Genomic DNA, 25,630 nt, shown 5'->3' on the forward strand with positions numbered 1-25,630 from the left:
GTACGGGCCGCGCGGTGCCGGCGAGGCCCCGACCCCGTCGTCCGCCCCGGCCGTCCTCGCGGCGATCCGGGACACGACGGGTCTCCAGTTCGTCCGCACGCCGGTGCGTCCCGAGCACCTCACGGGAACCGCGTAGCCCTCAAGGGCTGCAACCGGTGCTTTTCCGGAGGGACTCGTCCCCCCGGCCCCCCTGTTCGTCTCGGGCCGTCCCCCGGGTCGACTCATCCCAAATCCCGTGCCGCACAGGCGTGCACGGGTGTCCCTATGAACCTTGGGAGTTGGCCCATGACCCACCAGTCAGTGGAGCCCAGGACCGCCGCCGAGGACGCGGGCGAAGGCAGCCGCGTCCCCGCAGGCCGGTCCTGGCTCGACCGGTACTTCCACATATCCAGAAGAGGATCCACGGTCGCGCGGGAAGTGCGCGGCGGCATCACCACCTTCATGGCGATGGCGTACATCCTCCTGCTCAACCCCCTCATCCTGTCCGGCAAGGACGCGGCGGGGGACACGCTCGGCCAGAAGGCGCTGATCACCGCGACCGCGTTCGCGGCGGCCCTCACCACACTGCTCATGGGCTTCGTCGGCAAGGTACCGCTGGCCCTCGCCGCCGGCCTGTCCGTCTCCGGCGTCCTGTCCACCCAGGTCGCCCCCGAGATGACCTGGCCACAGGCCATGGGCATGTGTGTGATGTACGGCGTGATCATCATGCTGCTCGTCGTCACCGGCCTGCGCGAAATGATCATGAACGCGATTCCGCTCGCGCTCAAGCACGGCATCACGATGGGCATCGGCCTGTTCATCGCGTTCATCGGTTTCTACAAGGCCGGCTTCGTCCACCAGGGCAAGGGCGGCCCCGTCACCCTCGGCCCCGCCGGTGAACTCACCGGCTGGCCGGTCCTGTTGTTCGCCGGCACCCTGCTGCTGATCTTCATGCTCCAGGCCCGGAACTTCCCCGGCGCCATCCTCATCGGCATCGTCAGCGGCACCGTCGTCGCCCTGATCCTGAACACCGCCGGTGTCATCGACCCCGAGCAGTGGGCCAACGGCACGCCCGAGCTGCACGGCAGCGCGGTCTCCATGCCCGACTTCTCGCTCTTCGGCGACGTCGAGTTCGGCGGCTGGGGCGAGGTCGGCGCGATGACCGTCGGGATGATCGTCTTCACCCTGGTGCTGGCCGGCTTCTTCGACGCGATGGCCACCATCATCGGCGTCGGCACCGAGGCCGACCTGGCCGACGACAAGGGGCGGATGCCGGGCCTGTCCAAGGCGCTGTTCATCGACGGCGCCGGCGGTGCCATCGGCGGTGTGGCGGGCGGCTCCGGCCAGACGGTGTTCGTGGAGTCGGCCACCGGTGTCGGCGAGGGCGCCCGCACCGGGCTCGCCTCGGTCGTCACCGGCCTGTTCTTCGCGGCCTGCCTGTTCTTCACCCCGGTCACCGCGATCGTGCCGCAGGAGGTCGCCTCCGCCGCCCTGGTCGTCATCGGCGCCATGATGATGATGAACGCCCGCCACGTGGACTGGGCCGACCGCGCCACCGCCATCCCGGTCTTCCTGACCGTCGTGCTGATGCCGTTCACGTACACCATCACCACCGGTGTCGCCGCGGGCGTCATCTCCTACGTCGCCATCAAGGTGGCGCAGGGCAAGGCGCGCGAGATCGGGGCCTTCATGTGGGGCCTCACGGTGGTGTTCCTCGTCTACTTCGCCCTCAGCCCCATCGAGGGCTGGCTGGGAGTCCGCTGACCCCCATGCCCCCGGGGTGCGTGGGGGTGGCGTGTACGAGCCGTGCCGACAGGCGCCGACGGACGGGCAGCCCGTCCGGAAACGCTTCCGGCACGGCGACGAGGATGCCATGGCCGTCGGTCCGGCCGGCGGCGTCGACGGCGTCCTCGTCACACCGGTCCGGGCGGACGGTCCCGCCCGGACCGGTGTGCGCGACCGCGCGGGCCGTCGCCGCCGAGGGGAGGCGGCGACGACCGCGCGGATCGCCAAGGCCGCGAGGCCGGACGCTCCCGGCCCGCCGCCCGAGGTCCTTCCGGAGGGGCGGGTCGTGTGGTGCCGGGTGTGTACGGCAGGCGGCCCGTTCAGGGGCGTTTCGGCAGCTGGTCCGGTGCGCGGTGGCGTCAACGGCGGTCTCGTCACTCCCGTTCCGGGCGCAGGGGGCCGCTCGGCCGGTGTGCGTGTCCGTGCGGATCGCAGGGGAAACACTGCGGCCGGGCCTTACCGGTCCGCTTCGGCAGCTCCCGGGGTGTGCGTGCGCCGGTCGGGGTCCTTCCGGGGAGGTGGGCCGTGCGGTGTCGGGTGTGTACGGCAGGCAGCCCGCTCAGGGGCGTTCCAGCAGCCGGTCCGCCGCGCGGCCGAACAGCAGGCGGGACGCGCGTTCCAGGGCTCCGTCGAAGACCCGTGGCAGGAGGGCGACCCGCAGTTCCTCCCGCCACACCACCCGGCTGCGGCCCCCCGGGCCGGGCCGGACCTCGATCTCCGCCCAGCCCAGGACCACCCGCCCCCGCTTCTCCAACCGGCACAGCCCGCCCGTGTTCCCCGTCGGCGGGCGCCAGAGCGTCACCTCCATCACGTCGTCCACGGCGAACGGGCCGAGCCCGGACCGGGCGACGAACCGTGTGCCCGCGCGAGTCGGCGGAGGCGTGAGCACCCTGATGCGGGTCAGCGGGACGGCACCGGCGTGACGCGGCCACTCGGTGAGCCGGCGCCAGGCCTCGTCCGGCGGGAGGGGCACCGTACGCGTGAGGGAGATAGGGGGCACGGCACGATCGTAGGCGCGGCCGGTCCGCCGGGCACGGCACGATCGTGGGCACCGCCGGTCCGCCGTGCCGGGGCGTATCCGCCGCAGGGGCTACGGGCGGTACACCTTGCCGGGCTCCGCCTTGCCGGGGGCCAGCAGCTGGGGGACCGTCACGAAGACGTAGCCGCGCTGCTTGAGCGCGTCGATGATGCCGGGCACGGCCGGCACGGTCCCGGGGTAGATGTCGTGCAGCAGGATGATGCCGTCCCGGGACGACTGGTCCAGGACGCGCTGGGTGATGAGCGCCGAGTCGTTGGTCGTGTAGTCCTTGGCGGTCACGCTCCACAGCACCTCCGCCAGGCCCAGCTCCTTGCAGATCTCGTGCACGTTGGAGTCGGTGCGGCCCTGCGGCGGGCGCATCAGGGTCGGCTTGTGCCCGGTGAGCTTCTCTATCGCCTCGTTGGGCCGGTTCAGCTCCTCACGTATCTCCTTGTCCGATATCTTGGTGAGGATCTTGTGGTCCCAGGTGTGGCTGGCGACCTCGTGGCCCTCCGCCGCCATCCGCTTGACCAGCTCCGGGTACTTCTCGATGTGCCGCTTGCCGAGCAGGAAGAAGGTGGCCGGGACCTTCTTCTCCTTCAGGATGTCGAGCAGCCGCGCCGAGTTCTCGCTGGGCCCGGCGTCGAAGGTGAGCGCGATGCACTTGGCCTTGCGGCAGTCGACGCTGCCGAACTTGGCCGGCGCGCCGTGCGCCGCCTCGGCGCGGACGGTGCTCGGGGCGGTCGTGTCGACCTGGGCGCAGCCGGCCAGGGTCAGCGTCAGGCCGGCCGCGGCCGCCGCGCAGGCGAGGGCCCGGCGGCGCAACCTCCGGCCCGTTCCCTGCATCTTCCTGGGCGCGTGCTGCGGCGTGACGGTCGTGTCGGTCAAGAGTGGCATGCCGGGACTATACACTGCGTGTATAGCGCAACTGTTCGACCCCCTTGGGTGAAACCGGGCAAAGTCCCCGTGCACACCAGTAGTACCGGGCGGGTACTCCGAGTAACCTCAAGGACCATGACGCGCACGGGGGAGCGAGTCGGCACGGCACGGTTACGGACACCCGCCTGGATCGCGCGCATCGAGACGCCGGACGGGCGGGTCCTCGGTGCGGGGGTGCTCCTGGCGCCCGAACGGGTCCTCACCGCCGGCCATGTCGTCCGGCCCGGCCACCACTACACCGTCCGCCTGGTCGGCGTGCCCGGCCTCGGCCCCGTCACCGCCACCGTCCGCCCCGACGAGCACGTGCCCCAGCGCGAGGACACCTTCGGCGACCGCAGCGGCGACCTCGCCCTGCTGCGCCTGGCGCCGCCCCTGCCCGCCGAACACACCACCCGGCTCCACCGCCTCGCCGCTCCGCACGGACCCGTCAGCATGTACGGCTTCCCGGACGGCGACGACGGCGGGCGCTGGCACGGCGCCACCCTGGTCGCCGCCCGCGGCCGGGACAGCCAGGTGCAACTGCGCCCGCTCACCCCCGGCGAACTGGCCGCACCCGGCTTCAGCGGCGGCGGAGTCGTGGACCACGCCACCGACCGGGTCATCGGCATCGTCCTCAGCGTCGACGAGGGACCGGGCTCCGCGTTCAGCTACATGAGCCCCACCGAGACCATCCTCAGCCACCTGCCCCAGGTCGACGCCTGGTCCGACGGCCCCGAGGCGGTCGACCCCCGGCTGCGCACCGGCACCGGCCCCGCCGCCGGCCGGCTCGACGTGCCCTTCGCCACCGAACTCGCCTCCTGGTTCCGCGGCGAGGGCTGGCCGGTGCTCGTCACCGTCGTCCCCGCCGGCGGCGACCGCGCCTTCACCCTCCAGCGCGCCGTCACCCTCGCCGACCGCGAACTGCGCACCCACCGCAACACCAGCGCCGTCAGTCACGACCCGCCCGAGACCGTGCCGCCCGCCGGCGCCCACGACCTCGCCCTGGACGTCGAGGAACTGACCACCGCCCAGGTCATGGACCGGATCGCCGAACGCCTCGGCATCCGCGACGACCCCCGCCCGGAACGCCTCGGCACCCTGCGCCTGCCGCTCGCCGCCGTGCTGGCCGGCGTCGACGAGGCGGCCGAACCCGACACCCTGCTCGCCCTGCTGGACCGGCTCGCCCGGCAGGGCGCCCGGCTGCTGCTGGCCTTCCGCACCCCCGGCGAGCGCGCCGACCGCGCCGCCGAACTGCTCGTCCATCGTCCGCTGCGCGACCGCTGGGCCCGGCTGGGCGCCGAACTCGACCGCATCACCGAGGACTTGGGCCCGGCCCTCGAAACCCGCCGGGACCGCGTCCTGCCCGGCCCCGGCACCCGCCCGCTGCTGGACCGGGCCGAGGCCGGCGTACGGCGCACCCGGATGCTGCGCGCCTGGGTCGCCCACACCCCCGACCCGGAGCGCGACCCCACCGCGGCCGCCCTGCTGTTCACCTTCGAGGACGCCGTCGCCCGCCGCCGGCGGCGCCTGGAGAACGCCATCGGCCTGCTCGACGCCCGGCTGCGCCGCCGCGCCGAACTCCTCGGCCGCGTCGGCGCCGAATGGCCGCTGTGCCGGCAGCGGGCCGCCGCACACGGCGACCGGGTCATGACGGCGTACCGGCTCTACGAGGAGGCGCTGTCACTGCTGCGGCAGACCCCCTGCGACATCGAGCGGGCCGAGACCGCCGTCGAACGGTTCATCGGCTTCTGCTCCACCACCGCACCGGAGGAGGAGGGCGCGTCGTGACCTCGTGCGTCCGGCCCGGCTGCACGGGCCGCATCATGGCCACCGGCTACTGCGACACCTGCGGCCACCGGCACGCCGAACCCCGCACCGCACCCCACCCCGGCCCCCGTACGGGACCGCCCCCCGGCCCCCGTACGGGACCGCCCGTACGACCCCCGGACGCGGCCGCCGCCGAGGAGCCGCCCGGACCGGCGGCCGTGCACGCCGTCGCCGGGCTCGGCGAACTCGACCAGCACGGACTGGTGGTCCTGCCCGAGGTCCCCGCCCCCGACGACGTCCTCCTCACCGACCCCCGCCCGCCCACCGGGGGACGCCGCTGCGGCGCCGGCGGCTGCACCATGACCATCGGCGTCGGCTACGGCGGCCAGCCCGGCCGCGCCACCGGCCGCTGCCCCCGCTGCGGCACGCCCTACTCGCTGCTGCCCCAGCTCGCCCCCGGCGACGTCGTCGCCGACCACTACAAGGTGCTCGGCTGCCTCGCCCACGGCGGCCTCGGCTGGATCTACCTCGCCGAGGACACCCGCGCCGACGGCCACCGTGTCGTCCTCAAGGGCCAGATCAACGTCCACGACGTCCTCGCCCGCCACACCGCCGTCGAGGAACGCCGCTCCCTCACCGCCCTGCACCACCCCGACATCGTCCGCATCGTCACCTACGCCGAACACCAGAGCGCCGGCCACCCCGCCACCGGCTACCTCGTCATGGACTACATCGGCGGCCGCTCCCTGCAACAGCTCATGGACGCCGACGACATCGAACGGATCTTCCACGGCCGTCCCCGCCTCGACCACGTCCTCACCTACGGCTGCAAGATCCTCGGTGCCCTCCAGTACATGCACGAACGCGGCCTGCTCTACTGCGACATGAAGCCCGCCAACGTCATCCACTTCGGCCGGGCCGTCAAGGTCGTCGACCTCGGCGCCGTCCGCGCCATCGGCGACCGCGCCTCCGCCTACGTCTACACGCCCGGCTTCGCCCCGCCCAAGGAGGAGATCGACCGCCGCGGCTGGCAGGTCGACAGCGACCTCTACACCGTCGGCATGACCCTCCAGGCCCTGGCCCGCGGCACCGAACCCGCCCCCGGCCTCGCCTCCGACTCCTTCCGCCGCGTCATCGCCCGCGCCACCCACGCCGAACCCCGCGCCCGGTTCCGCTCCGCCGCCGAGATGTCCCGCCAGCTCTGGGAGGTGCTGCGCGAGTTCCGCGCGCTCCGGTTCGGCGAACAACTCCCCGAGAGCTCCACCCTGTTCCGTCCCTCGGGCGCCGGCCTCGACGCCGGACTCGGCGCGATCCCCGCCCTCGGCCACTGGACCCGCCGCACCGGCGACCGGCCCCCCGCCCTGGACGTCTCCCCGCCCCACCCCGCCGAGGTGGCCGGCGCCCTGCCCGAACCCGTCCCCGACCCCGAGGACGGCGCCGCCCTGCTGCTCGACTCCTTCCCGCCCGACGCCCCCGACCGGGTCGCCCGGCAGTGGCCCCGCGAATCCCGCCTCGGCACCCCCGAGACCGCGCTGTGGCTGTGCCGCGCCTACCTGCGCAAGGGTGAGCAGCGAGCGGCGGAGAGCTGGCTCGCCGAGGCCGAGACCCTGCTCGGCGAACGCGCCGCCGCCCACGACTGGCGCATCGCCTGGCACCACGGCGTACTGCACCTCAGCAAGGGCGAGGTCGACCTGGCCGGCGCCCGCTTCGACGCCGTCCACCAGGCGCTGCCCGGCGAGTACGTGCCCAAGCTCGCCCTCGGCTACTGCGCCGAACACACCGCCGGCACCCGCCCGGCCCGCGCCATGCGGTACTACGAGGCCGTCTGGAAAAGGGACTTCGCGCACACCGCCGCCGCGTTCGGCCTGGCCCGGGGCCACCTCGCGGCCGGTGACCGGGACGCCGCCGTACACGTCCTCGACGAGGTCCCCGCCACCTCCCGGCACCACGACGCCGCCCGCGTCGCGGCCGTCCGCATCCGCGCCGGCATCCTGGGCGCCACCCCGCCCACCCCGGCCGGCCTGCGCGACGCCGCCCGGCGCCTGCCCGAACTGCGCCTGGACGGCGGCGCCGCCGACGGCGAGTCCCGGGCCCGGCTGATCGCCGAGGTCCGCGAGAACGCCCTGCACAGCCGCCCCGACCAGGGCTGGGGACCGGACTTCCCCGCGGGCGACCTCCTGGGCGACGGTGACGAGGACGGGCTGCGCACCCGGCTGGAGCAGTCCTTCCGGCAGCTCGCCGCGCAGGCCCGCACCGCCGGGGAACACGGCCGGCTGCTCGACCTGGCCCACGCCGTCCGGCCGATGACCACCTTCTGACCCACCCACCAGCTCCGGGAGAGACAGCGATGACCGTGGCCGAGGAGACCGAGGTGACGCTGGAGGTCGGCCAGCGGACGGAACTGCCCGCCCTGCCCGACCCGGCCGGGCCCCACCGCGAACGCGAGATGCACGCCATCCTGGAGATCGGGGTCCGCGGCCCGTCCGGCGCGCCGCACGCCACCCCCGCCCCCGGCACCGGATCCGCCCTCGCCGAGGTGCTGATCGTCGACACCTCCCGCTCGATGCTCCACCCGCCGGCCAAACTCCACGCCGCCAAGGACGCCACCGCCGCCGCCGTCCGGATGCTGCCCTTCGGCACCGCCTTCGCCGTCCTCGCCGGACGGTTCGACGCCACCGTGGTCCACCCCGGCCCCGGCCGCCAGGTGCTCGCCGTCGCCCGGCCCGGCGAACGCGAGGCCGCCGAACGCGCGGTCCGCCTCCTGGACGCGGACGGCGGCACCGCCATCGGCGCCTGGCTCGACCTCGCCCGGCGGCTGCTCAAGGACCAGCCCGCGCCCGTCAAACACGTCCTGCTGCTCACCGACGGCCGCAACGAGCACGACCACCGCTCCCGCCGGCCGCTGGAGACCGTCCTCGACGCCTGCGCCGGCCAGTTCGTCTGCGACGCCTGGGGCATCGGCGACGACTGGGACGCCGAACTGCTGCTGGCCATCACCCGGCGGCTGCACGGCCGCGCCCGCGCCGTCCGCCGGGAGTCCGAACTCACCGCCGCCTACGAGGAACTGATCGCCGGGCTGCTCGGCACGGCGGTGCCCGAACTGCGCATCCGGCTCACCCCGACCACCCCCGGCACGGTGATCCGCCAGGTGAAGCAGGTCGTGCCGAACGAACAGGAGCTGCAACCCGTCCCGGCCGGCCCCGGCGGACGCGCCGCGGAGTACGTCACCCGGGCCTGGGGCGACGAGGTACGGCACTTCCAGGTCGTCCTGACCGCCGACCCCGCCGGCCGGGAGAGCGGCGAGGAACTCCAGCTGGCCGCCGTGGAGATCGTCGTACCCGGCGTACGGCGCCCGCTGCGGCTGCCGTCGCCCCGGCCCATCCTGGTGCGCTGGACCGACGATCCGCTCGACGCCTCCCGGCAGCATCCCGGGGTCCGGCGGCACGAGCTGTACCAGCGGGCGAGTGCCGCCGTCGCCCAGGCGTACCGGGCCTGGCTGCGCGGCGCGGACGGCCGGGAGACGGCGGACCGCGAACTCGCCCGCGCCCTCGCCCTGGCCGCCGAGCTGGGCGACGCCCAACTGCTCGGCGCGCTCCGCCTCATCGAGTCCGCCCCGGGCTCCGGCCGCATCCGCCCGGGCCTGAAGGACGTCGACTGGCAGCACCTCATCCTCTCCAGCGCCCTGACGACACCTCCGGAGCCGCCTTCGGGGGAGGGCCGGAGGGGGCCTTCGGGTGCGGGTGCGGGGCGTGGGGGCGCGGCGGGGCGGCCGGTGGCGCCGGGATCCGGTGGCCCCGGGAGCGGTGACGGCGGTGGGGAGGCCGTGGCCGGGGTGGGTGCCGGCGGTACGGGCAGGGGTGGTGCGGCCCCGGACCGGGCGGGGCCGGGTGGGGCGGCGCTGGGCGGAGTGGGTTTCGGCGCTGCGGGTTCTGGCGGTGCGGGGCTGGTTGACGCGAGCCTTGCCGGGGCGGGGCCGGGCGGCGAAGGTCCGGCCGACGCGGACCCTGCAGGCCGGAGCCCGGACCGTGCGGCTCCAGACCGTGCGGCTCCGGACCACGCGGCGCCGGGCGGCGCGCGTCCGGGAGGCGGGGGCGCGGACCGGGCCGGAACGCCCGGATCGCGGGGGCCGGGTGGCGTACGGGCCGCCGGTGCCGATGCCGCCCCCCACCCGGGCGCCGCCCTGCCCGTCCGGCCCGACGGGCTGATCGAGTGCCCGGAGTGCCGCTGGCTCGGCCCGGCCGACTCCGTCTACTGCGGAGGCGACTGCGGGCGGCTGCTGAGAGGGGCGTCGGCATGAACCCGGGAAACGCCGGGATACCCGGCGCGGGCGCCGGTTCACCCGTCAGCACACCATCCCCACAGCACCAACGGGCCTCCCACTCCCCGCGGTTGCCGACCCGCCGCACCGACCGCCGTACGACCGGACGATGGCCCGAAGCCCTCGCCCGGCTCGTCTCCCGGCCGGTCTCGTGGCTCACCGGAACCGGCACCCCGCCCCCCGACGGCGGCAGCACCACCGCGCGCGACCTGGCCCTCCGGCACCGCCTGCTGCTCGGCCTGTCGGCCCTGCTCACCCTGTCGCTGTTCATCTCGTACCAGGGCGTGCACGACGACGCGGACCCGCTGCGCACCTCCACCGCCCCGGCCGTGCTGTCCCTCGACACCGCGCTGTACGCGCTCGGCCAGGCCCAGCGGGACGCCGCCCAGCCCGCCCCGACGAGCGACTTCCAGAAGCAGATCTCGGTCGCCGTGCAGAGCCTCGCCGCCGCCGCGGCCGACGACGACCTCGGCGGGCCCGGGGGCCGGCAGGCCCTGCAGACGGTGGCCGGTCTGATCACCGTCTACGCCGACAAGGTCCAGCGCTCCCAACTCCAGCCCGACGGCAGCGTCTTGCGCGAGGCATACCTCAGCTACGCCACCAGTGTCCTGACGGAGAAGGGCTCCGGCATACAGGACCGGCTGAAGGCCCTGCAACGGCAGGAGCGCGCCGCCGTGCACCGGCAGACCTCCTTCGGCCCGCTGCTGTGGCTCGCCTGGAGCATCACCCTGCTGCTCGCCCTCGCCCTGACCGCGGCGCTGCTGGAGACCCAGCGCTTCCTGCGCCGCCGCTTCCGGCGCCGCTACAACCGGCACCTCATCGCCGCCGGGCTGCTGTCGCTCGCCGGTGTCGCCGTCACCGTGCTGTTCACCGTGTGGACGCAAGCGGGGATGACCGACACCCGTACCCTGCTCGACCGCCCGCTGCCCGGGCGGCTCATCCCCGACGCGGGGCGGCACACCGCCTCGTACCTGGCCGGCACCGGCTTCCGCGCGGCGGCGGCGGTGTGGATCCTGATAGGAGGCGCCTTGCTGATGGCACTGGCCGAGACGGGCCTCAGGCGGCACATCAACGACTACCGGTTCAGGCCCCGGTGAGCGCGCACCCCGGCGGCCCGGCGACGGCCGCCCCCGGCGCCCGGCCCCGCCGCTCCCGCCGTCCGGCCCGCGTGGTCACCGTGGTGGCGAGCTGCCTGGCCGTCCTGGCGGCGGCCGCCGTGGTAGGTGTACGCGCCCTCGGGCACGAGCCGTCCGTCACCCTGCTGGCCAACTGGACCGGCGGCGACGAGCGCCACTTCCGCGAGGCGGTCATCGAGCCCTTCGAGCGGAAGCACCACATCCGGGTCGACTACCAGGGCAGCAACGCCGAGAGCCAGGTGCTCGGCGCGGATGTCGAGGCCGGCACACCGCCCGACGTGGTGGTGCTCACCGGTCCCGGCGAACTCGCCGAGTACGCCCGGCAGAAGCACCTCGTGCCCCTGGAGAACCTGGTGCGCCGCGAGGACTTCGGCCCGTCCTGGGCCACCCCGCTGACGGACGGGCACGTGTACTGGTTCCCGCTGAAGGCCGACCTGAAGAGCATCGTCTGGTACCCGGCCGGCCTCGGCGAGCGGGAGTTGCGGGACGCCGCGCGCCGGCCGGCCGCGTGGTGCGTCGGCATGGGCTCCGGCGCCACGAGCGGCTGGCCCGGCACCGACTGGATCGAGGACATCCTGCTCCAGCGCCACGGCCCCGCCGTCTACGAACGCTGGGCGAGCGGCGACCTGTCCTGGCGGTCCCCGCAGGTGAGGTCGGCCTGGACGGCCTGGCGCGACCTGATCGGAGCCGGCGGCGATGCGGAGCTGGTCCGGCGGGCCCTGAAGACCCCGTACCAGTCGGCGTCGGATCCGGTCGCCGCCCGCCCGCGCGGCTGCACGCTGGAGCACCAGGCGTCGTTCATCCGCGGCCGGCCCGCCTGGCGGCAGACCGACGGCCGCTACGTCTCCTCCGCCGAGCTGCTCTTCGGGGCCGCCCCACGCGCCTGGGAGGTCTCCGGGGACCTCGTCGCCCTGCTGCACGACACCCCGCAGGCCCGGAAGCTGATCCGCTACCTGGCCTCGGCCGACGCCCAACGGGCCTGGAGCGAGGGGGAGTCGGGTTTCTCCGTGCACGCCGGTCTGCCGCCCGCCGCCGGCGGCTCCGGCTCCGCCTGGCACCGCTCGCTCGCCCTCGCCCTGCGAGACGAGAAGGCGGCGCACTGCTTCGACGCCTCCGACGCCATGCCGCCCGCGGTGCGCGACGCGTTCGCCGAGGCGGCCGTCGAATTCCTCGCCCACCCCGACCGCTTGGACCGACTGCTGGGCTCCCTGGACACCCTCAGCGGCACCCGGGACCTGACCTGGCTGCCGTCGGTGTGCGACCGGAGGTAGCGGCCCCGGCGCGGGGCGGCGGGCGGCGGGCATTGGAAAGGGGGCGTTGCGGGCCGCTCGTGGTGGCCCGCAACGCCCCCCGGCACATCCCCGAGGGGTGCTCGGGAAGTCTTCCGGGTTACGAGTTGACCTGCGCGGTCACCAGGTCCGAGAAGGTGGTCAGCCGGGTGTAGACACCCGGGTAACCGGCCTCCGCGCACCCCTCGCCCCAGGAAGTGATCCCTGCCAGGACGCCCCCGATGAGCAGGGGACCGCCGCTGTCGCCCTGGCAGGTGTCCACGCCGCCGGAGGAGTATCCGGCGCACACCATGTCGGACTGGACGAAGTCCGACCCGTAGGAGGAACGGCAGCTGGAATCGGACACGATCGGCACGGTCGCGGTCCGCAGCTGGTTGGAGGAGCTGCCGTTCTCCGAGGTGGTCCCCCAGCCGAGGATGCGTGCCGAGGTGCCGGCCGCGTAGACGCTCGTCTGTGAGGAGGAGACGTACTTGGCCGTGGTGTACGGCATCGACGTCGACAAGGTCAGCACGGCCACGTCGTCGCCGTTGGTGGCGTCCGTGTAACCCGGGTTGATCCAGATCCTGCTGACCCGGCTCACCGTGCCGTTGGTGCCGTTGAGGTAGGTCCGGCCCCCGACCACGCGGACGCTGCTCGTGGTCTCGCCGACCATGCAGTGCGCGGCGGTGACGACCTTGGTGGGGGACACCAGGGTGCCGCCGCAGAACTGGTTCTGGGACGCGTCCGTGATCTGCATCATGAACGGGTACGAGGTCGTTGTGGTGGTCGTACCGCCGACGATGGGCTGGGGTGCGGCGCTCGCGGTGGGGGAGGCGAGCAGCGCGGTCGCCGCGGCGGCGGCGGTGGCCACCAGGGTCGCGGCGGTCTTTCTCACACGTCTGGGCCCGAACATGAGTCTCCTCAGTGGGGGTTGCACCGGTGGGGGGTCGCGCGGGTGTCGGTGGGCGGTGTGCACGGGGAGGTCGCAGGACCGACCCCGTGTGCCCGGGCGAGCGGCACGCCCTTTACGCTAGGACCCGGAACCCACGGCTCCCAATGAGGGAACCCCCTAAGGGGCTGGGTGAGGGAAAACCCTCGGTCCGGTTCAGTTAACTAGGGCCGTGCTCAGCGCGCCCGTCGAGCCGCCGCCAATCGGACGATGTCGACCCGCGACCGGATCCCCAGTTTGCGGTAGACCCGGGTCAGGGTCGCCTCCACCGTCTTCACGCTGATGAACAGCCGGGCCGCGATCTCCCGGTTGGTGGCCCCCTCCATGACCAGCGCGGCGACCTGACGCTCCATCGCCGCCAGCACCTCCAGCGCGGCCGGCGCCTCCGGCCGGTCCGGCACCGGTTCCGGCTCGGGGGCGGCGAGCGCGTCCTCCACCTGGCGCAGCCAGGGCAGCGCCCGGCAGCGCCGGAACATCCGGGCGGCCTCGTCGAAGGCCGCCGCGCCGGGGCCCCGGCCGCGCAGCCGGGCCAGCGCGAACGCGGCCCGCGCCTCCTCCAGGCCGTAGCCGAGCTTGCCGAGCCGGTCCTGAGCGGACGTCAGCTGGGCGACGGCGGCCTCCCGGTCGCCCCGGGCGGCACGCACCAGCGCCTCGGACCGGTCCAGCACGGCGAGCACGCTCTCCCGGCCGAGCCGGAGCGCGTGCTCCCGGCTCACGTCGATGACGTCCTGCGCCTCGGCCGCCTCACCGGTACGGACCAGCGCCTCGGCCAGATCCCCCTGCCAGCGGCCCCGGGCCGGGTCGGTGATGCCGAGCCCCAGCTCCAGGCTGCGCACCCGGCGCAGCGAGCGCACCGTGCCCGCCGGGTCCCCGGCCACCAGCTGGGCGTACCCGAGGGCGCCCAGCGCCCGGGAGAGGTACATCTGGTCGCCGTCCTCCTCGGCGTGCTGCACCGCCTCCCGGGCGAGCGCCAGCGCCCGGTCGACCTCGCCGCCGGAGGCCTCCGCGAGCGAGGTGAGCATCGCCGAGGCGGTCTCGCCGATGCCCGAGTCCCTGGCCAGCCGCAGGCTGTCGCGGGCCAGGTCCAGGGCGCGCCCGCAGTGCCCGGCGCGCAGCTCGGTCTCGGCGAGGCCGCGCAGGAAGTGCACCTCGCTCTCCACCGAGCCGCGCCGGCGGACCTCGCGCAGCAGCCCGGTGACGGTGGTCCGGGCCTCGGCCAGCTGGTCGCCCATCACCAGCCAGCGGAACCGGGCGCTGCCCGCGCCGTTGTGATGGCAGGCCACCCGGGGATCCTGGGGCTCGCGCAGCGCCCGTTTGATGGTGCGCGGTGCCTCCGGATGGCCCATCAGGGTTTCGGTCTGCGCCTGGAAGGCCAGGGCGAGCAGCTCGGTGCGCCGGTCCTGGCCGCGCGCGGCCAGCTCGGCGGCGTGCGCGGCGGCCTGCCGGGCCTCGGTGAAGTCGCCCTCCACGATCAGCGCCCGCCAGGCCAGCTGGTAGTGCACCAGGGCCAGCAGCCGGGGGTCGTCCCCGGCGTCGGCGAGGGCCTGCGGGAAGACGGCGTCGACCTCGGTCATGGTGTGGCCGGCGGTGTCGATGACGATGATCCAGGCCCGCACCCGGTCGGCGGGCACACTCGCCCGGGTGAGCACCTCCCGGGCGATGTCCCGGGCCAGGTCGACCTCCCCGGCGGTGATCGCGTCCTCGGCGGCGGCGAGCCGGCGCTCCTCCGGGCCCGGGCTGCCGTCGGCGGGGGTGCGCCGGGCGGCGAGCAGCCCGAGCTGGGCGGCGACCGAGGGCGCCCCGCGGTCCCGGGCGAGGGCGGCGGCCTCGGCCAGCCGGGCGGCCACCTCCGGGTCCGTGCCGGTGGTGGCCAGGGCCAGGTGCCGGGCCCGCTCTATCGGGTCGGAGGCGGCGGTGGACAGCGCCGCGTGCGCCGCCCGCCGCTCGTGCGCGGGCGCCTCCGCGTACAGCGCCGCGGAGATCAGCGGGTGCGCGAACCGTACGGCGGGGGCGTCGGGCTCGGTGGCCAGCAGCCCGAGTTCGGCGGCCTGGGCGCACTCGGCCTCGGCGTTCTCCCGGCCGGCGGCGCGCAGCAGCGCCGGGGTGGGGCGGGCGCCGGCGCTGGCCACCAGCAGGGTGCGGCGGGCCTCCACCGAGAGCATGTCCAGGCGGCTGAGCACCAGGGCGCGCAGCGAGGTCGGCACGGGCAGCGGCTCGCCGGGCCGGGGCGGGGTGGGACTGTCGGCGAGGGCGCGGCCCAGTTCCAGGGCGAACAGCGGGTTGCCGCCGCTGGTGCGGTGGATCTCGCGCACCGTGGAGCGGGGCAGGCCGCCGTGGCCGCGGTGGTCGAGCAGCTGGGCGACCTGGGCCCGGGTGAGCGGGCCGAGCCGGACGGCGAGGGTGCCCGGCGGGCAGGCGCGCAGCTGACGGTCGTACTCCTGGCTCTCCTGGCCCTCCGTGCGCACCGCGCACAGCAGTTGCACCGGGGTGCCCTCCAGGCGCCGGGCGGCGAAGCCGAGGAGTTCGGCGCTGGCCGGGTCCAGCCACTGCAGATCGTCGGCGACGACCAGCACGGGGCCGTCGGTGGCGAGCGCGCGCAGCGCGGAGAGCACCGCCAGGCGCAGCGCGAGGCCGTCGCGCTGGAGGCTGGACTCGCCGCGGCCGGTGAGCGCCGACTCCAGGGCGGTGCGCTGGGCGGCGGGCAGCCGGGGGGAGACCTCGTCCAGGACCAGGCCGAGCAGATCGGCGAGGGCGAGGAACGGCAGATGGGATTCGGACTCCGTCGCCGAGCACCGCAAGACCGTGCGCGCGGTGGCACCGTATTCCTCGGCCAATGCCCGCAGGACGGTGGATTTCCCTATTCCGGCGGGGCCGTGGAGCAGCACACTGCCGCCCGAGGCGAGTTGCTCACGGGCGCCGGCGAACAACTCCTCGCGGCCGATGACCAGGTCGGGGCGGCACCTGGCAGACTCCTGGAAGTCCCGTCGCACGGTCACCGCTCCCCTCCTGTGTCGTGTCCGGGCCAAATTCTAGGCAACGATCCCTGAAATTCGGACGGAAGCCGTGGTGAGGGAAATAACAAACGGTCAAGCAGAGGGAAATTCAAAGCGACGCCGGATGAATGGGCAGGTTTCCCAACCGTCTTCGGGTGACGCTCCCGCCCCCCGGGCCGTGCTCACCGCCTTCCCTCGTGTGCGGGCGCCCGGCCTCCGCATCGCCGGACGCGAACAACTCCCGACCGTCTCCGGGCCGGCGCCCGGCCGCCCGGCCACCACCGCGTCGGCGGATCCCACCGCCCCCCAGCACAACACGACCGGTTCACGCCGCGCCAGGGTCACGCTCCCGGCGCGTGGCGGCGTGGTCGGTGGTCCGCGCTCGGCTTGTGGTGGCGTGGTCGGCGGTCCGCGCTCGGCTTGTGGTGGCGTGGTCGGCGGTCCGCGCTCGGCTTGTGGCGGTGTGGTCGGTGGCCCGCCCCCGACTCGTGTGGGGGCGGTTGGCCACCCGTGCCCGGCGAGCGGTGCGGTCCGCGGTTCCCGGCCGGCGGTCCGGGACACCGGCGCCCGCACCACAGCGTGCGCCCCGTACCCCTGTCCCCAGTCGGCACCCCGGCCGTTCGCCCTCGGTTCCGGCTGGGCTTTGGCGGGTGGTTTCCGTGCTTCGTCCTCCGTCACCGGCGTCTGCTCCGCGTCGCGTGCCGCCGTCGCTGCCGGGTCCGGTGTTCGGGCGCCGAGCGGTCGGGTCGAGGGTGGCGCGTCGTGGAGTGCTCCGCATCCCCGTTCCGGGTCGGCACCCCGGCCGTTCGCCCTCGGTTCCGGCTGGGCTTTGGCGGGTGGCTCTCGTGCCTCGTCCTCCGCCGCCGGCGTCTGTTCCACGTCGCGTGCCGCCGTCGCTGCCGGGTCCGGTGTCCGGGCGCCGAGCGGTCGGGTCGAGGGCGGTGCGCCGTGGAGCGCTCCGCATCCCTGTTCCCGGCCGGTACCCCGACTGGCCGCCCTCGGTTCCGGCTGGGCCTTGGCGGGTGGCTCTCGTGCCTCGTCCTCCGTCACCGGCGTCTGCTCCGCGTCGCGTGCCGCCGTCACTCCCGCGTCCGGCGGTCGGGTCGAGCGCGGCGCGCCGTGGAGCACGCCGCGCGCCCGGCGCCGCACCACCACCGGCGCCGTGAGCATCCCGCGGATGTCCTCGGCGGCCAGCGGGGTGCCGTACGCATGGCCGGCCCGCCGCGACCGCGCGCGGTGCGGCAGCGCGTACGACCGGGCTGGCGACCCCGCCCTGCCGCCCGGCCCGGGGCCGGAGGTCACCGTGGGCGAGCGCGGCGCCGCCGTGGCCGGGGTGCTCGGCTCGCTGACGCGCGGGTGCGGCCGGCCGGATTCCACCAGGCCGCTGAAGGCGACGGGCGGTGGCCCCGCGGCGCGCCGGGGCCGGGACGGCGCGCCGCGTGTCCCCGCCGCCACGGCCTCTGCTGCCACCTTGACGCTCCTTCGGTGCGGGCGACCCCGTTCGGGGGTAGTGAGACCCGCATCACGGATTAGACGATGCCGGGGAGCCGCCCGGCAATGGTCCGGTACCGAGGAGGACGTGGATGACGGCGACCGAGACGTTCCGCGAAGCCAGGGACTTCCTGCTGGCACACCGCGAGGACTATGCCACCGCCTACGAGGGCTTCCGCTGGCCCCGGCCCCGGCACTTCAACTGGGCGCTGGACTGGTTCGACGTCATCGCCGAGGGCAACGACCGCACGGCGCTGCACATCGTCGAGGAGGACGGCACCGAGACCCGGCTGTCCTTCGCCGAGCTGTCCGCGCGCTCCAACCGGGTCGCCCGGTGGCTGCGCGAACGCGGGGTCGCCCCCGAGGACCGGATCCTCGTCATGCTCGGCAACCAGGCCGAGCTGTGGGAGACCGCGCTGGCCGCGATGAAGCTGCGCGCGGTCGTCATCCCGGCCACCCCGCTGCTCGGCCCCGCCGATCTGCGCGACCGGGTCGAGCGGGGCCGGGTGCGGCACGCCATCGTCCGGGCGGAGGACACCGCCAAGTTCGCCGACGTGCCCGGCGGCTACACCCGGATCAGCGTCGGCGGCCTGCCCGAGGAGGGCTGGGAGCCGTACGAGGACGCCTACGCGGCCCCCGCCGACTTCGTCCCGGACGGCCCGACCCTGGCCGACGACCCGCTGATGCTCTACTTCACCTCGGGCACGACCGCCCGCCCCAAACTGGTCGAGCACACCCACACCTCGTACCCGATCGGCCATCTGTCCACCATGTACTGGATCGGGCTCGAGCCCGGCGACGTCCACCTGAACATCTCCTCGCCCGGCTGGGCCAAGCACGCCTGGTCCAACCTGTTCGCCCCGTGGAACGCGGAGGCGACCGTCTTCGTCGTCAACTACACCCGCTTCGACGCCGGCCGGCTGATGGCCGAGATGGACCGCGCCGGAGTCACCACCTTCTGCGCCCCGCCGACGGTGTGGCGGATGCTCATCCAGGCCGACCTCACCCGGCTGGCGAACCCGCCCCGCGAGGCCGTGGCCGCCGGCGAACCGCTCAACCCCGAGGTCATCGAACAGGTCCGGCGCGCCTGGGGAGTGACCATCCGGGACGGGTTCGGCCAGACCGAGACCGCCGTGCAGGTCGCCAACACCCCCGGCCAGCCGCTGAAGACCGGTTCCATGGGCCGGCCGAGCCCCGGCTACCGGGTGGTCCTGCTGGACCCGGTCTCCGGCGAGCCCGGTGTCACCGAGGGGGAGATCGCCCTCGACCTGGCCGAGCGCCCGGCCGGCCTGATGACCGGCTACCACGGCGACCCGGACCGCACGGCCGAGGCCATGGCGGGCGGCTACTACCGCACCGGGGACATCGCGACCCGGGACGAGGAGGGCTACCTCACCTACATCGGGCGCAGCGACGACGTGTTCAAGTCCTCCGACTACAAGGTGAGTCCGTTCGAGCTGGAGAGCGCGCTGCTGGAGCACGAGGCGGTGGCCGAGGCCGCCGTGGTGCCCGCCCCGGACGAGCTGCGGCTCGCCGTGCCCAAGGCGTACGTCGTGCTCGCCGAGGGCTGGGAGCCCGGGCCCGGCACCGCGAAGGTCCTCTTCGAGCACTCCCGTGAGGTGCTCGCCCCCTACAAGCGCATCCGCCGGCTGGAGTTCGGCACCCTGCCCAAGACCGTCTCCGGCAAGATCCGCCGGATCGAGCTGCGCGAGGCCACGGCCGAGGGCTCGCCCGACGAGTACCGCGAGGAGGACTTCCGCTGACCGCGCGGCCCCCGCACACGGCGGCCGAGGTGACCAAGGCCGCCGTGTGCGGGGGCGGTGAGCGTGTGCCCGGGCCCGCGCGGGCGTCAGTCCGGCAGCAGCACGAGGGAACCGGTCGTGGTGCGGGACTCGATCGCCCGGTGGGCCTGCTCCGCTTCGGACAGGGCGTAGGTACCGCCGAACCGTACGCGCAGTACGTTGTCGGACAGTGCGCCGAAGACCTCGTTCGCGCGCCACAGAACCTCGGCGCGGGTCCGGACGAAGTGCGGCAGCACCGGCCGGGTCACCAGCAGCGAACCCAGCTCGGCCAGGCGTTGCAGATCGAACGGGGGCACCCGGCCGCTCGCGGAACCGAACAACGCGAGGGTGCCGCGCGGCCGGAGCGAGGCGAGGCTCGCCTCGAAGGTGGCCGCGCCGACACCGTCGTAGACGGCGTGGACACCTTCCCCGTCCGTCAGTTCCCGGACCTGGCCGGCGAGATCGTCGCCGTAACGCAGCACGTGCCAGGCCCCGGCCTCCCGGGCGAGCTTCTCCTTCTCGTCGGTGGACACGGTGGTGATCACCTTGGCGCCGCGCGCCGCGGCCCATTGCACCAGGAGCTGGCCCATACCGCCGGCCCCCGCGTGGATCAGGACCGGCTCTTCCGGCGCCGGCCGGTACACCGACTCCAGGAGGTAGTGCGCGGTCATGCCCTGCAACAGCGCGCCACCGGCGACCTGCCAGTCGATCCCGTCGGGCACCGGCACGCACTGGTCGGCGGGGACGGCCACGAGTTCGGCGTAGCTGGCCTTGCCGTACGCCCAGGCCACCCGATCGCCGACGGTGACCTCGGCCCCCTCGCCCACGGCCACGACCTCGCCTGCTCCTTCGAGGCCCGGAACGGGCAGCTCGGCGGGATACTCCCCCCTGCGCACGTACACATCACGGTAGTTCACACCGATCGCCCTGGTACGCACCAGCACCTCACCCGGCCCGGCGACCGGGTCCGGCATCCGGCCGTAGCGCAGGGCGTCCGGGCCGCCGGGCTCGGTCACCACTATCGCGTGCACGAGGTCTCCCTTTCTCGCTCTCGTCGGTTCGACCGCATCACGCCGTCCGGGCCTTGTGCGTGCGGCGGAACCGGTACAGCACCGGTTCGGTGTAGCCGTTCGGCGCCGTCGCGCCCCGCATGATCAGCTCGCGGGCCGCCTGCCACGCCAGGGAGGCTTCCCCCGCGGGCAGCAGTGGCCGGTAGCCCGGCTCGTCACGGAGGCGGTCGTCCAGGACCGCCGCCGTCCGGCGCAGCCCGTCGTCCACGTCCTGCGCGGTGATCACGTCGTGGAGCAGCCAGTTCGCCAGCATCTGGGTCGACATCCGCAGGGTGGCGCGGTCCTCGAGGACGACGACACCGTCGAGGGCGGGCATCGGGGAACTGGCGACGGCGCGCTCGATCCAGCGCACCGCGTAGCCGAGGACGGTGTAGCAGTGGGCGTCCAGCTCCGTCCGCAGATCGCTGACGGCTTCGGCGACCGGCGGGCGCAGCAGCTCGTCGAGGGAGTGACGCGGTCCGGCCGCCGCGATCTCGCGCTGCACGCCGGCGATGTCCACCTGGTGGTAGTGCACGGCGTGCAGCGTCGCGGCGACGGCGGTCGGCACCCAGGTCATCCCCGCGCCCAGGGAGAGCTGGCCGCTCTTGGACTCGAACAGGTCGCGCATCCGGCCGGGCGTGGGCCACATGCCCAGCCCGATCAGTCCGCGGTCCTGAAGGCCGTGGGCGAGGCAGGTGTCGACGTGCCACCGCTCGTACGCCTGCTGCCAGGACTGGGTCCTCATGGCGGCCTTGCGCACCACGGGCCCGGCCGTCATCGAGGTGCGGATCTCGTCGCCGGTCCGGTCGAGCAGGCCGTTGTTGGTGGAGACGACCCGATGCCGGACCGCCTCCAGGCACGCCGCCAGGTTGACGGTGGTGCGCCGCTCCTCGTCCAGCAGCCCGAGTTTCACCGTGTGTTCGGGCAGCCCGAGCAGGCGCTCCACGCGGCCGAACAGCTCATCGACGAAGGCGAACTCGTCCGGCCCGTGCAGCTTCGGCACCGCCAGATACACCGCCCCGGCCCGGGAGTTCCCGCGGGAGGTGTCGCCCCGCAGGTCGTGCAGCGCCGCGAGAGTGGCGATCACGGCGTCCACGATGACCTCGGGCACCTCGGCGCCCTCGGGGTCGAGGATCGCGTCCGTGGTCATCAGCGGCCCCACGATCCGGGCGAACAGCAGTGCCCGCCCGGGGAGCGATACGTGGCCGCCGTCCGGGGCGGTGTACCGGCGGTCGGGGTTCATGCCGCCGCCGTGCCGCGCCGTGTAGCTGCCGCGCATCAGACGCAGCCAGGCGCGGTGGACCTCGATCTTGTCCATGACGTCCACGGCGGCGACACAGTCCTCGAAGTCCATGATCGTGGTGATCCCGGATTCGAGGACCACGTCCTGGATGCCGGCCGCGTCGAGACGGCCGAACTCGCCGTCCGGATCGAACTCGATCTCCACGTGCAGGTGGTGATGTTCGATCAGCACGGCCGACGGCCGGGCGGGATCACCGCGGAATCCGGCCAGCCGCGCGGTGGGGGCCAGCGTGCCGGACGTGCCGTCGGACAACTCCACGCGCAGCGCGCCGTCCACGACTTGACAACCCGTCGCGTCCGCGTACGAGCCCTTGTCGAGCGGCGCCATCACGTCGAGGAGGCCGCGCGCGAAGTCGATGACCGCCTTGCGGCGTTCGGCGGCGTCGCCCGGGGGGATCACGTCGGTGTCGTACAGGGCGCGGTACAGCGACCCCCACCGGGCATTGACGCCCTCGATCGCGAAGTCCTCGTCCACCACCGGCACCAGCAGCTGCGGGCCGGCGATCCGCGTGATCTCCGCGTCCGTGCCGGTGGTGTCCACGGTGAACGGCTCCGGCGTCGCGGCCAGGTAGCCGATCTCGGTCAGGTGCCGGCGGTACGCGTCCGCGTCGAAGTCCTCACCGCGGTGCTCGGTGTGCCAGGCGTCCACGCTGTCCTGCAGTTCGCGGCGGCGGGCCAGCAACGCGCGATCGCGCGGCGCGAGGTCGGCGATCAGCCGCTCGAACCCCGCCCAGAACTCCCCGGCGGCCACGCCGGTGCCGGGGAGGGCCTCCAACTCCACGAAATCCCGGAACGCGCGCGCGACCCGCAGGGACCCGATCCGGACCCGTGCGTCCGCGGCGACGTCAGCGATGCTCATACAGGCACCACACCATCGACGCCTCCAATTTCTTCAAGATCTTCAGGTTCTCGATGGACTCGACGACGTCCACCGATCCGATGCAGGCATCGACGACCTGCTCGCTCACCAGCCGCGCGGCCTCCGGCTTCGCCCGCACCGTCGAGACCTCCACGCCGGCCGGCATGTGCTCGCGCACGAACTGCAGGGTGGCCGGGTGTGCCGCCGCCGTGCGGATGTCCGCGAGCCCGCCGGAGAACTCCGAGTGGACCGCGACGCACATGGGCTTGGTCGGTGACTCCCAGACCCCGACCATCGTCATCGACCGCAGCTTGCTGAAATGAAGGTCGACCCAGGAGTCGACCACCGCTCCGTCGCGCATGTCCAGATAGCCGGCGGCGACCAGCGCCTTGCCGCCGTATGTCTCGCAGTTGTCGATGGCGGCACGGAAGGAGGGGAAGAGTTCGATGTTCTCGCCCCCGATGCGGACGGCCTCCGCGTGCGCGTCCGTCCCCGACGGACCGAGCGTCTTGATGACGTTCTGCTTCACCATGATGCAGTCCCCGTACTGCTGGAAGCGTTCGATTCGTAGGTCTTCAGGTGGGCGGCCTCGCCGACGGTACGGCAGCCGGACAGGGCGAGATCCGTCTCCAGTTCCTCGCGCAGCAGCGACAGCACCGCCTCGACGCCCGACTCGCCGCCGACGGCGAGCCCGTAGAGGACCGGCCGTCCCAGCAGGACGCCGTCGGCGCCGCGCGCCAGGGCCTTGAGTACGTCCGTGCCCGAGCGGATACCGCCGTCGACCAGCAGTTCCACCGTGTCCCCGACCGCGTCCCGGATCTCCGGCAGCACCGTGAGCGCGGGCACGGCTCCGTCGAGCTGACGTCCGCCGTGATTGGAGACCACCAGCGCGTCCACGCCCGAGCGCACCGCCCTGACGGCGTCCTCGCGCGTCAGGATGCCCTTCACGACGAGCGGCAGCCGGGTGCGCGCCCGCAGCCATTCGATGTCGCCCCACGCCAGTGAGGGGTCGAACATCTCGGTGGTGTGTGTGGCGACGGCCGAGCCCGCACCGGAGCCCCGTTGCGCTCCGGTCGCGGCCTCGCCGCGGAAGTGGGCGGCGTAGACGTCGGGCGGCAGCGCGAAGCCGTTGCGGTGGTCTTTGAGGCGACGGCCCAGCCGGGGCACGTCGACGGTGAGCATGAGTGCCTGGCAGCCCGCGGCCTCGGCCCGGCTGACCAGTTCGGCGGTGGCGCCCCGGTCCCGCAGCCAGTACAGCTGGAACCACAGGTCGGCACCCGATTCGGCGATGCGTTCCACCGGTGTCCCGCTGAGCATCGCCGCGGTGAAGGGCACGCCCGCCGTCTTCGCCGCGCGTGCGGTGGCCGCCTCGCTGTGCGGGTGGACCAGCCCGTGGTAGGCCATCGGCGCGATGGCCACCGGCAGGCTCGTCTCGGTGCCGACCAGGCGGGTCGCGGTCGACACGTGCGACACGTCGCGCAGCATCCGCGGCGCCACGTACAGGTTGTCGAAGGCGCGCCGGTTGGCCGCCATGCTCAGTTCGGCGCCGCTGCCGCCGGAGACGAAGTCCCAGGCGCCGGGCGGTATCACGGCGCGGGCCGCGTCGGCGAAATCGGCCACGGAGTGCGGCGGACGCGGTTGCCCGGCCTCCACCACGTCCGTCACCGTTCCTCCCGCTGGTCCCGTTCCGCCTTCCTGGCCTCGAACAACGCCTTGACGTTGCCCTTGCCGAAGGTCTCGGCACCGAACCGCTCGATCACCTCGAAGAAGAAGGTCTTCCGCGGATGCGTGGAGTAGGTGAAGATCTGGAAGAGCTCGCCGCCGTGGTCCCGGTCGGCGAGGATGCCCAGTTCGCGCAGTTGCTCGAGTTCGTGGCGCTTCACACCGCCGAGGCGGTCGGGCAGCATGTCGTAGTAGGCGCCCGGTGTGTCGAGGAATTGCACCCCGCGCCCGCGCAGGTTCTGGACGGCCGTCACGATGTCCGCGCAGCCGAACGCGATGTGCTCGATCCCGGGCCCGGCGTTCTTCTGTACGAACTCGGCGATGAAGTCCATGGCCTGTCCCGGTTTCGCGGCGGACTCCACGATGGTGAACGTGATGTCGCCCGCGGCGTTGCGCACGACCTTGGAGTCCATGCCCTGACCGCCGACCATGGTCCGGTCCTCGAAGATCACCGAGAAACCCAGGACGGATTCGTAGAACTTCACCGCGTTGCTGAGGTCGCCGGCGCCGACGAGGTAGGCGAAGTGGTCGAGAACGCCGAATTCCACGGGCGCCTGCGGCGCGGAGTCCCGGGCCGGGACGATGCCCGGCGGCAGCTGCCCGGGTCCGGCGTCGTCCGGGCGTTCGACCAGACCGTGCTGGACGTCGCCGAACGCGCCGAAGCCGGCGATCAGCACACCGGCGCGCTCGACCGGCTGAAGCACGGCTTCGGCACCGTTGGCCACGGCCTCCTCGAAGGCCGCACGGACCGACGGCGTGCGCAGCCAGATGCTGGCCACGCCGTCACCATGGGTGCGGACCCATGCGGACACCGGGGAACTCTCGGTCAGCCCCTGGGTGAGCAGGAGGACGCTGTCCCCTTGCCTCAACGCGATCGAGCGGTGGGACCGGATGCTCTCGCTCGACGTTCCCGCTATCTGGAAGGCGTATTTGGACACGAGATCCTGGGCGGTCGCGTCAGCGTCTTCGACATAGAACTCGACGTGATCCAGCCGAGCATCACGCAACACATGCATGGCAGCTCTCCAAACGCTTTGAAGTGACCGAAATCAGACGTGGGGATTAGGCCGAGAGATCCCCCAGAACGCTCTGACCTGCGGCTGACACACTCCATTGGCAAGTGCGGCTCGCTCGACTCGAACTTACAGTCCCCTCGGGCGGCTCGGCAACGGTCGCATTCGGCGGCGCGACAAAAGATGAAGATTAAATCTATGTTTCAGGGCACACCTGATGTGCGCTGAGCAGGCAATACTGAATCGCTGATTGCAATTCTTGCGAATCTGACGCTCGGCGTC

General features: G+C 73.7%; 16 protein-coding genes and 1 pseudogene. 8 read left to right on the top strand and 9 right to left on the bottom strand.

The window, feature by feature from the left end; all coding sequences use genetic code 11:
• Positions 1 to 285: 285 nt before the first annotated feature.
• A complete protein-coding gene (locus HB370_RS31130) occupies positions 286 to 1,743 on the top strand; it encodes an NCS2 family permease (RefSeq protein WP_030777955.1) in 1,458 nt (485 codons plus the stop codon).
• Positions 1,744 to 1,774: 31 nt separating this feature from the next.
• Positions 1,775 to 1,924: pseudogene (locus tag HB370_RS42730) on the top strand (XdhC/CoxI family protein); the annotation flags it as partial.
• A gap of 399 nt (positions 1,925 to 2,323) precedes the next feature.
• Here HB370_RS42730 and HB370_RS31135 read toward each other — a convergent pair.
• Positions 2,324 to 2,764: an SRPBCC family protein gene (locus tag HB370_RS31135; RefSeq protein ID WP_030777957.1), complete on the bottom strand. Its 441-nt coding sequence runs from the start codon at positions 2,762 to 2,764 to the stop codon at positions 2,324 to 2,326.
• A 90-nt stretch (positions 2,765 to 2,854) separates the two neighbouring features.
• Positions 2,855 to 3,628: a polysaccharide deacetylase family protein gene (locus HB370_RS31140; RefSeq protein WP_030777959.1), complete on the bottom strand. Its 774-nt coding sequence runs from the start codon at positions 3,626 to 3,628 to the stop codon at positions 2,855 to 2,857.
• Positions 3,629 to 3,796: 168 nt separating this feature from the next.
• Between HB370_RS31140 and HB370_RS31145 the strand changes: the two genes are divergently transcribed.
• The 5 genes from HB370_RS31145 to HB370_RS31165 all read left to right on the top strand — a co-directional run bounded on the left by HB370_RS31145 (position 3,797) and on the right by HB370_RS31165 (position 12,192).
• Positions 3,797 to 5,488: a trypsin-like peptidase domain-containing protein gene (locus HB370_RS31145; protein ID WP_030777961.1), complete on the top strand. Its 1,692-nt coding sequence runs from the start codon at positions 3,797 to 3,799 to the stop codon at positions 5,486 to 5,488.
• Positions 5,485 to 7,785 carry a serine/threonine-protein kinase gene (locus tag HB370_RS31150; RefSeq protein ID WP_030777963.1) on the top strand — a complete coding sequence of 767 codons (2,301 nt, stop codon included), beginning with the start codon at positions 5,485 to 5,487 and terminating at the stop codon, positions 7,783 to 7,785. Before HB370_RS31145 ends, HB370_RS31150 begins: the two co-directional genes overlap by 4 nt.
• Before the next feature lie 29 nt (positions 7,786 to 7,814).
• The gene (locus HB370_RS42505) at positions 7,815 to 9,764 is read left to right on the top strand and encodes a vWA domain-containing protein (protein WP_037700652.1); all 1,950 of its coding nucleotides are present in this window, start codon (positions 7,815 to 7,817) and stop codon (positions 9,762 to 9,764) included.
• 92 nt (positions 9,765 to 9,856) lie between these two features.
• Complete coding sequence (locus HB370_RS31160) at positions 9,857 to 10,882, top strand: hypothetical protein (protein ID WP_244405690.1); 1,026 nt, start codon at positions 9,857 to 9,859, stop codon at positions 10,880 to 10,882.
• On the top strand, positions 10,879 to 12,192 hold the full coding sequence (locus tag HB370_RS31165; RefSeq protein ID WP_030777970.1) for an extracellular solute-binding protein: 1,314 nt from the start codon (positions 10,879 to 10,881) through the stop codon (positions 12,190 to 12,192). The genes HB370_RS31160 and HB370_RS31165 overlap by 4 nt, the downstream gene beginning before the upstream one ends.
• A gap of 118 nt (positions 12,193 to 12,310) precedes the next feature.
• Here the strand turns inward: HB370_RS31165 and HB370_RS31170 are convergent, their stop codons facing one another.
• Both HB370_RS31170 and HB370_RS31175 read right to left on the bottom strand, forming a co-directional pair.
• A complete protein-coding gene (locus HB370_RS31170; protein ID WP_030777972.1) occupies positions 12,311 to 13,102 on the bottom strand; it encodes a serine protease in 792 nt (263 codons plus the stop codon).
• 212 nt (positions 13,103 to 13,314) lie between these two features.
• On the bottom strand, positions 13,315 to 16,134 hold the full coding sequence (locus HB370_RS31175) for a LuxR family transcriptional regulator (RefSeq protein WP_030777973.1): 2,820 nt from the start codon (positions 16,132 to 16,134) through the stop codon (positions 13,315 to 13,317).
• A 1,580-nt stretch (positions 16,135 to 17,714) separates the two neighbouring features.
• On the opposite strand from HB370_RS31175, the gene HB370_RS31180 reads away from it, so the two are divergent.
• A complete protein-coding gene (locus HB370_RS31180; protein WP_030777976.1) occupies positions 17,715 to 19,385 on the top strand; it encodes an AMP-binding protein in 1,671 nt (556 codons plus the stop codon).
• A gap of 86 nt (positions 19,386 to 19,471) precedes the next feature.
• Here HB370_RS31180 and HB370_RS31185 read toward each other — a convergent pair whose 3' ends face one another.
• From HB370_RS31185 to hppD, 5 genes are read right to left on the bottom strand one after another with little or no spacing between them, the layout of a single operon-like run.
• The gene (locus tag HB370_RS31185) at positions 19,472 to 20,434 is read right to left on the bottom strand and encodes a quinone oxidoreductase (RefSeq protein ID WP_030777978.1); all 963 of its coding nucleotides are present in this window, start codon (positions 20,432 to 20,434) and stop codon (positions 19,472 to 19,474) included.
• Positions 20,435 to 20,471: 37 nt separating this feature from the next.
• Positions 20,472 to 22,613 carry a malate synthase G gene (locus tag HB370_RS31190; protein WP_030777980.1) on the bottom strand — a complete coding sequence of 714 codons (2,142 nt, stop codon included), beginning with the start codon at positions 22,611 to 22,613 and terminating at the stop codon, positions 20,472 to 20,474.
• The gene (locus HB370_RS31195) at positions 22,600 to 23,145 is read right to left on the bottom strand and encodes a hypothetical protein (protein ID WP_051815396.1); all 546 of its coding nucleotides are present in this window, start codon (positions 23,143 to 23,145) and stop codon (positions 22,600 to 22,602) included. Before HB370_RS31195 ends, HB370_RS31190 begins: the two co-directional genes overlap by 14 nt.
• Positions 23,139 to 24,278, bottom strand: coding sequence for an alpha-hydroxy acid oxidase (locus tag HB370_RS31200; protein WP_208974461.1), 1,140 nt, complete (start codon positions 24,276 to 24,278; stop codon positions 23,139 to 23,141). The genes HB370_RS31195 and HB370_RS31200 overlap by 7 nt, the downstream gene beginning before the upstream one ends.
• Complete coding sequence (gene hppD, locus HB370_RS31205) at positions 24,275 to 25,351, bottom strand: 4-hydroxyphenylpyruvate dioxygenase (protein ID WP_030777982.1); 1,077 nt, start codon at positions 25,349 to 25,351, stop codon at positions 24,275 to 24,277. Before hppD ends, HB370_RS31200 begins: the two co-directional genes overlap by 4 nt.
• Positions 25,352 to 25,630 lie beyond the last annotated feature (279 nt).

Origin of the sequence: Streptomyces sp. DSM 40868, assembly GCF_011820545.1 — a bacterium.
GTDB classification, from domain to species: Bacteria; Actinomycetota; Actinomycetes; order Streptomycetales; family Streptomycetaceae; genus Streptomyces; species Streptomyces eurythermus.

Bases quoted from the DNA above. Each gene is read 5' to 3' on its own strand.
- HB370_RS31180 (WP_030777976.1), top strand. From the start codon at position 17,715: ATGACGGCGACCGAGACGTTCCGCGAAGCCAGGGACTTCCTGCTGGCA.
- HB370_RS31140 (WP_030777959.1), bottom strand. From the start codon at position 3,628: ATGCAGGGAACGGGCCGGAGGTTGCGCCGCCGGGCCCTCGCCTGCGCG.
- HB370_RS42505 (WP_037700652.1), top strand. From the start codon at position 7,815: ATGACCGTGGCCGAGGAGACCGAGGTGACGCTGGAGGTCGGCCAGCGG.
- HB370_RS31195 (WP_051815396.1), bottom strand. From the start codon at position 23,145: ATGGTGAAGCAGAACGTCATCAAGACGCTCGGTCCGTCGGGGACGGAC.
- HB370_RS31170 (WP_030777972.1), bottom strand. From the start codon at position 13,102: ATGTTCGGGCCCAGACGTGTGAGAAAGACCGCCGCGACCCTGGTGGCC.
- HB370_RS31190 (WP_030777980.1), bottom strand. From the start codon at position 22,613: ATGAGCATCGCTGACGTCGCCGCGGACGCACGGGTCCGGATCGGGTCC.
- HB370_RS31145 (WP_030777961.1), top strand. From the start codon at position 3,797: ATGACGCGCACGGGGGAGCGAGTCGGCACGGCACGGTTACGGACACCC.
- HB370_RS31130 (WP_030777955.1), top strand. From the start codon at position 286: ATGACCCACCAGTCAGTGGAGCCCAGGACCGCCGCCGAGGACGCGGGC.
- hppD (WP_030777982.1), bottom strand. From the start codon at position 25,351: ATGCATGTGTTGCGTGATGCTCGGCTGGATCACGTCGAGTTCTATGTC.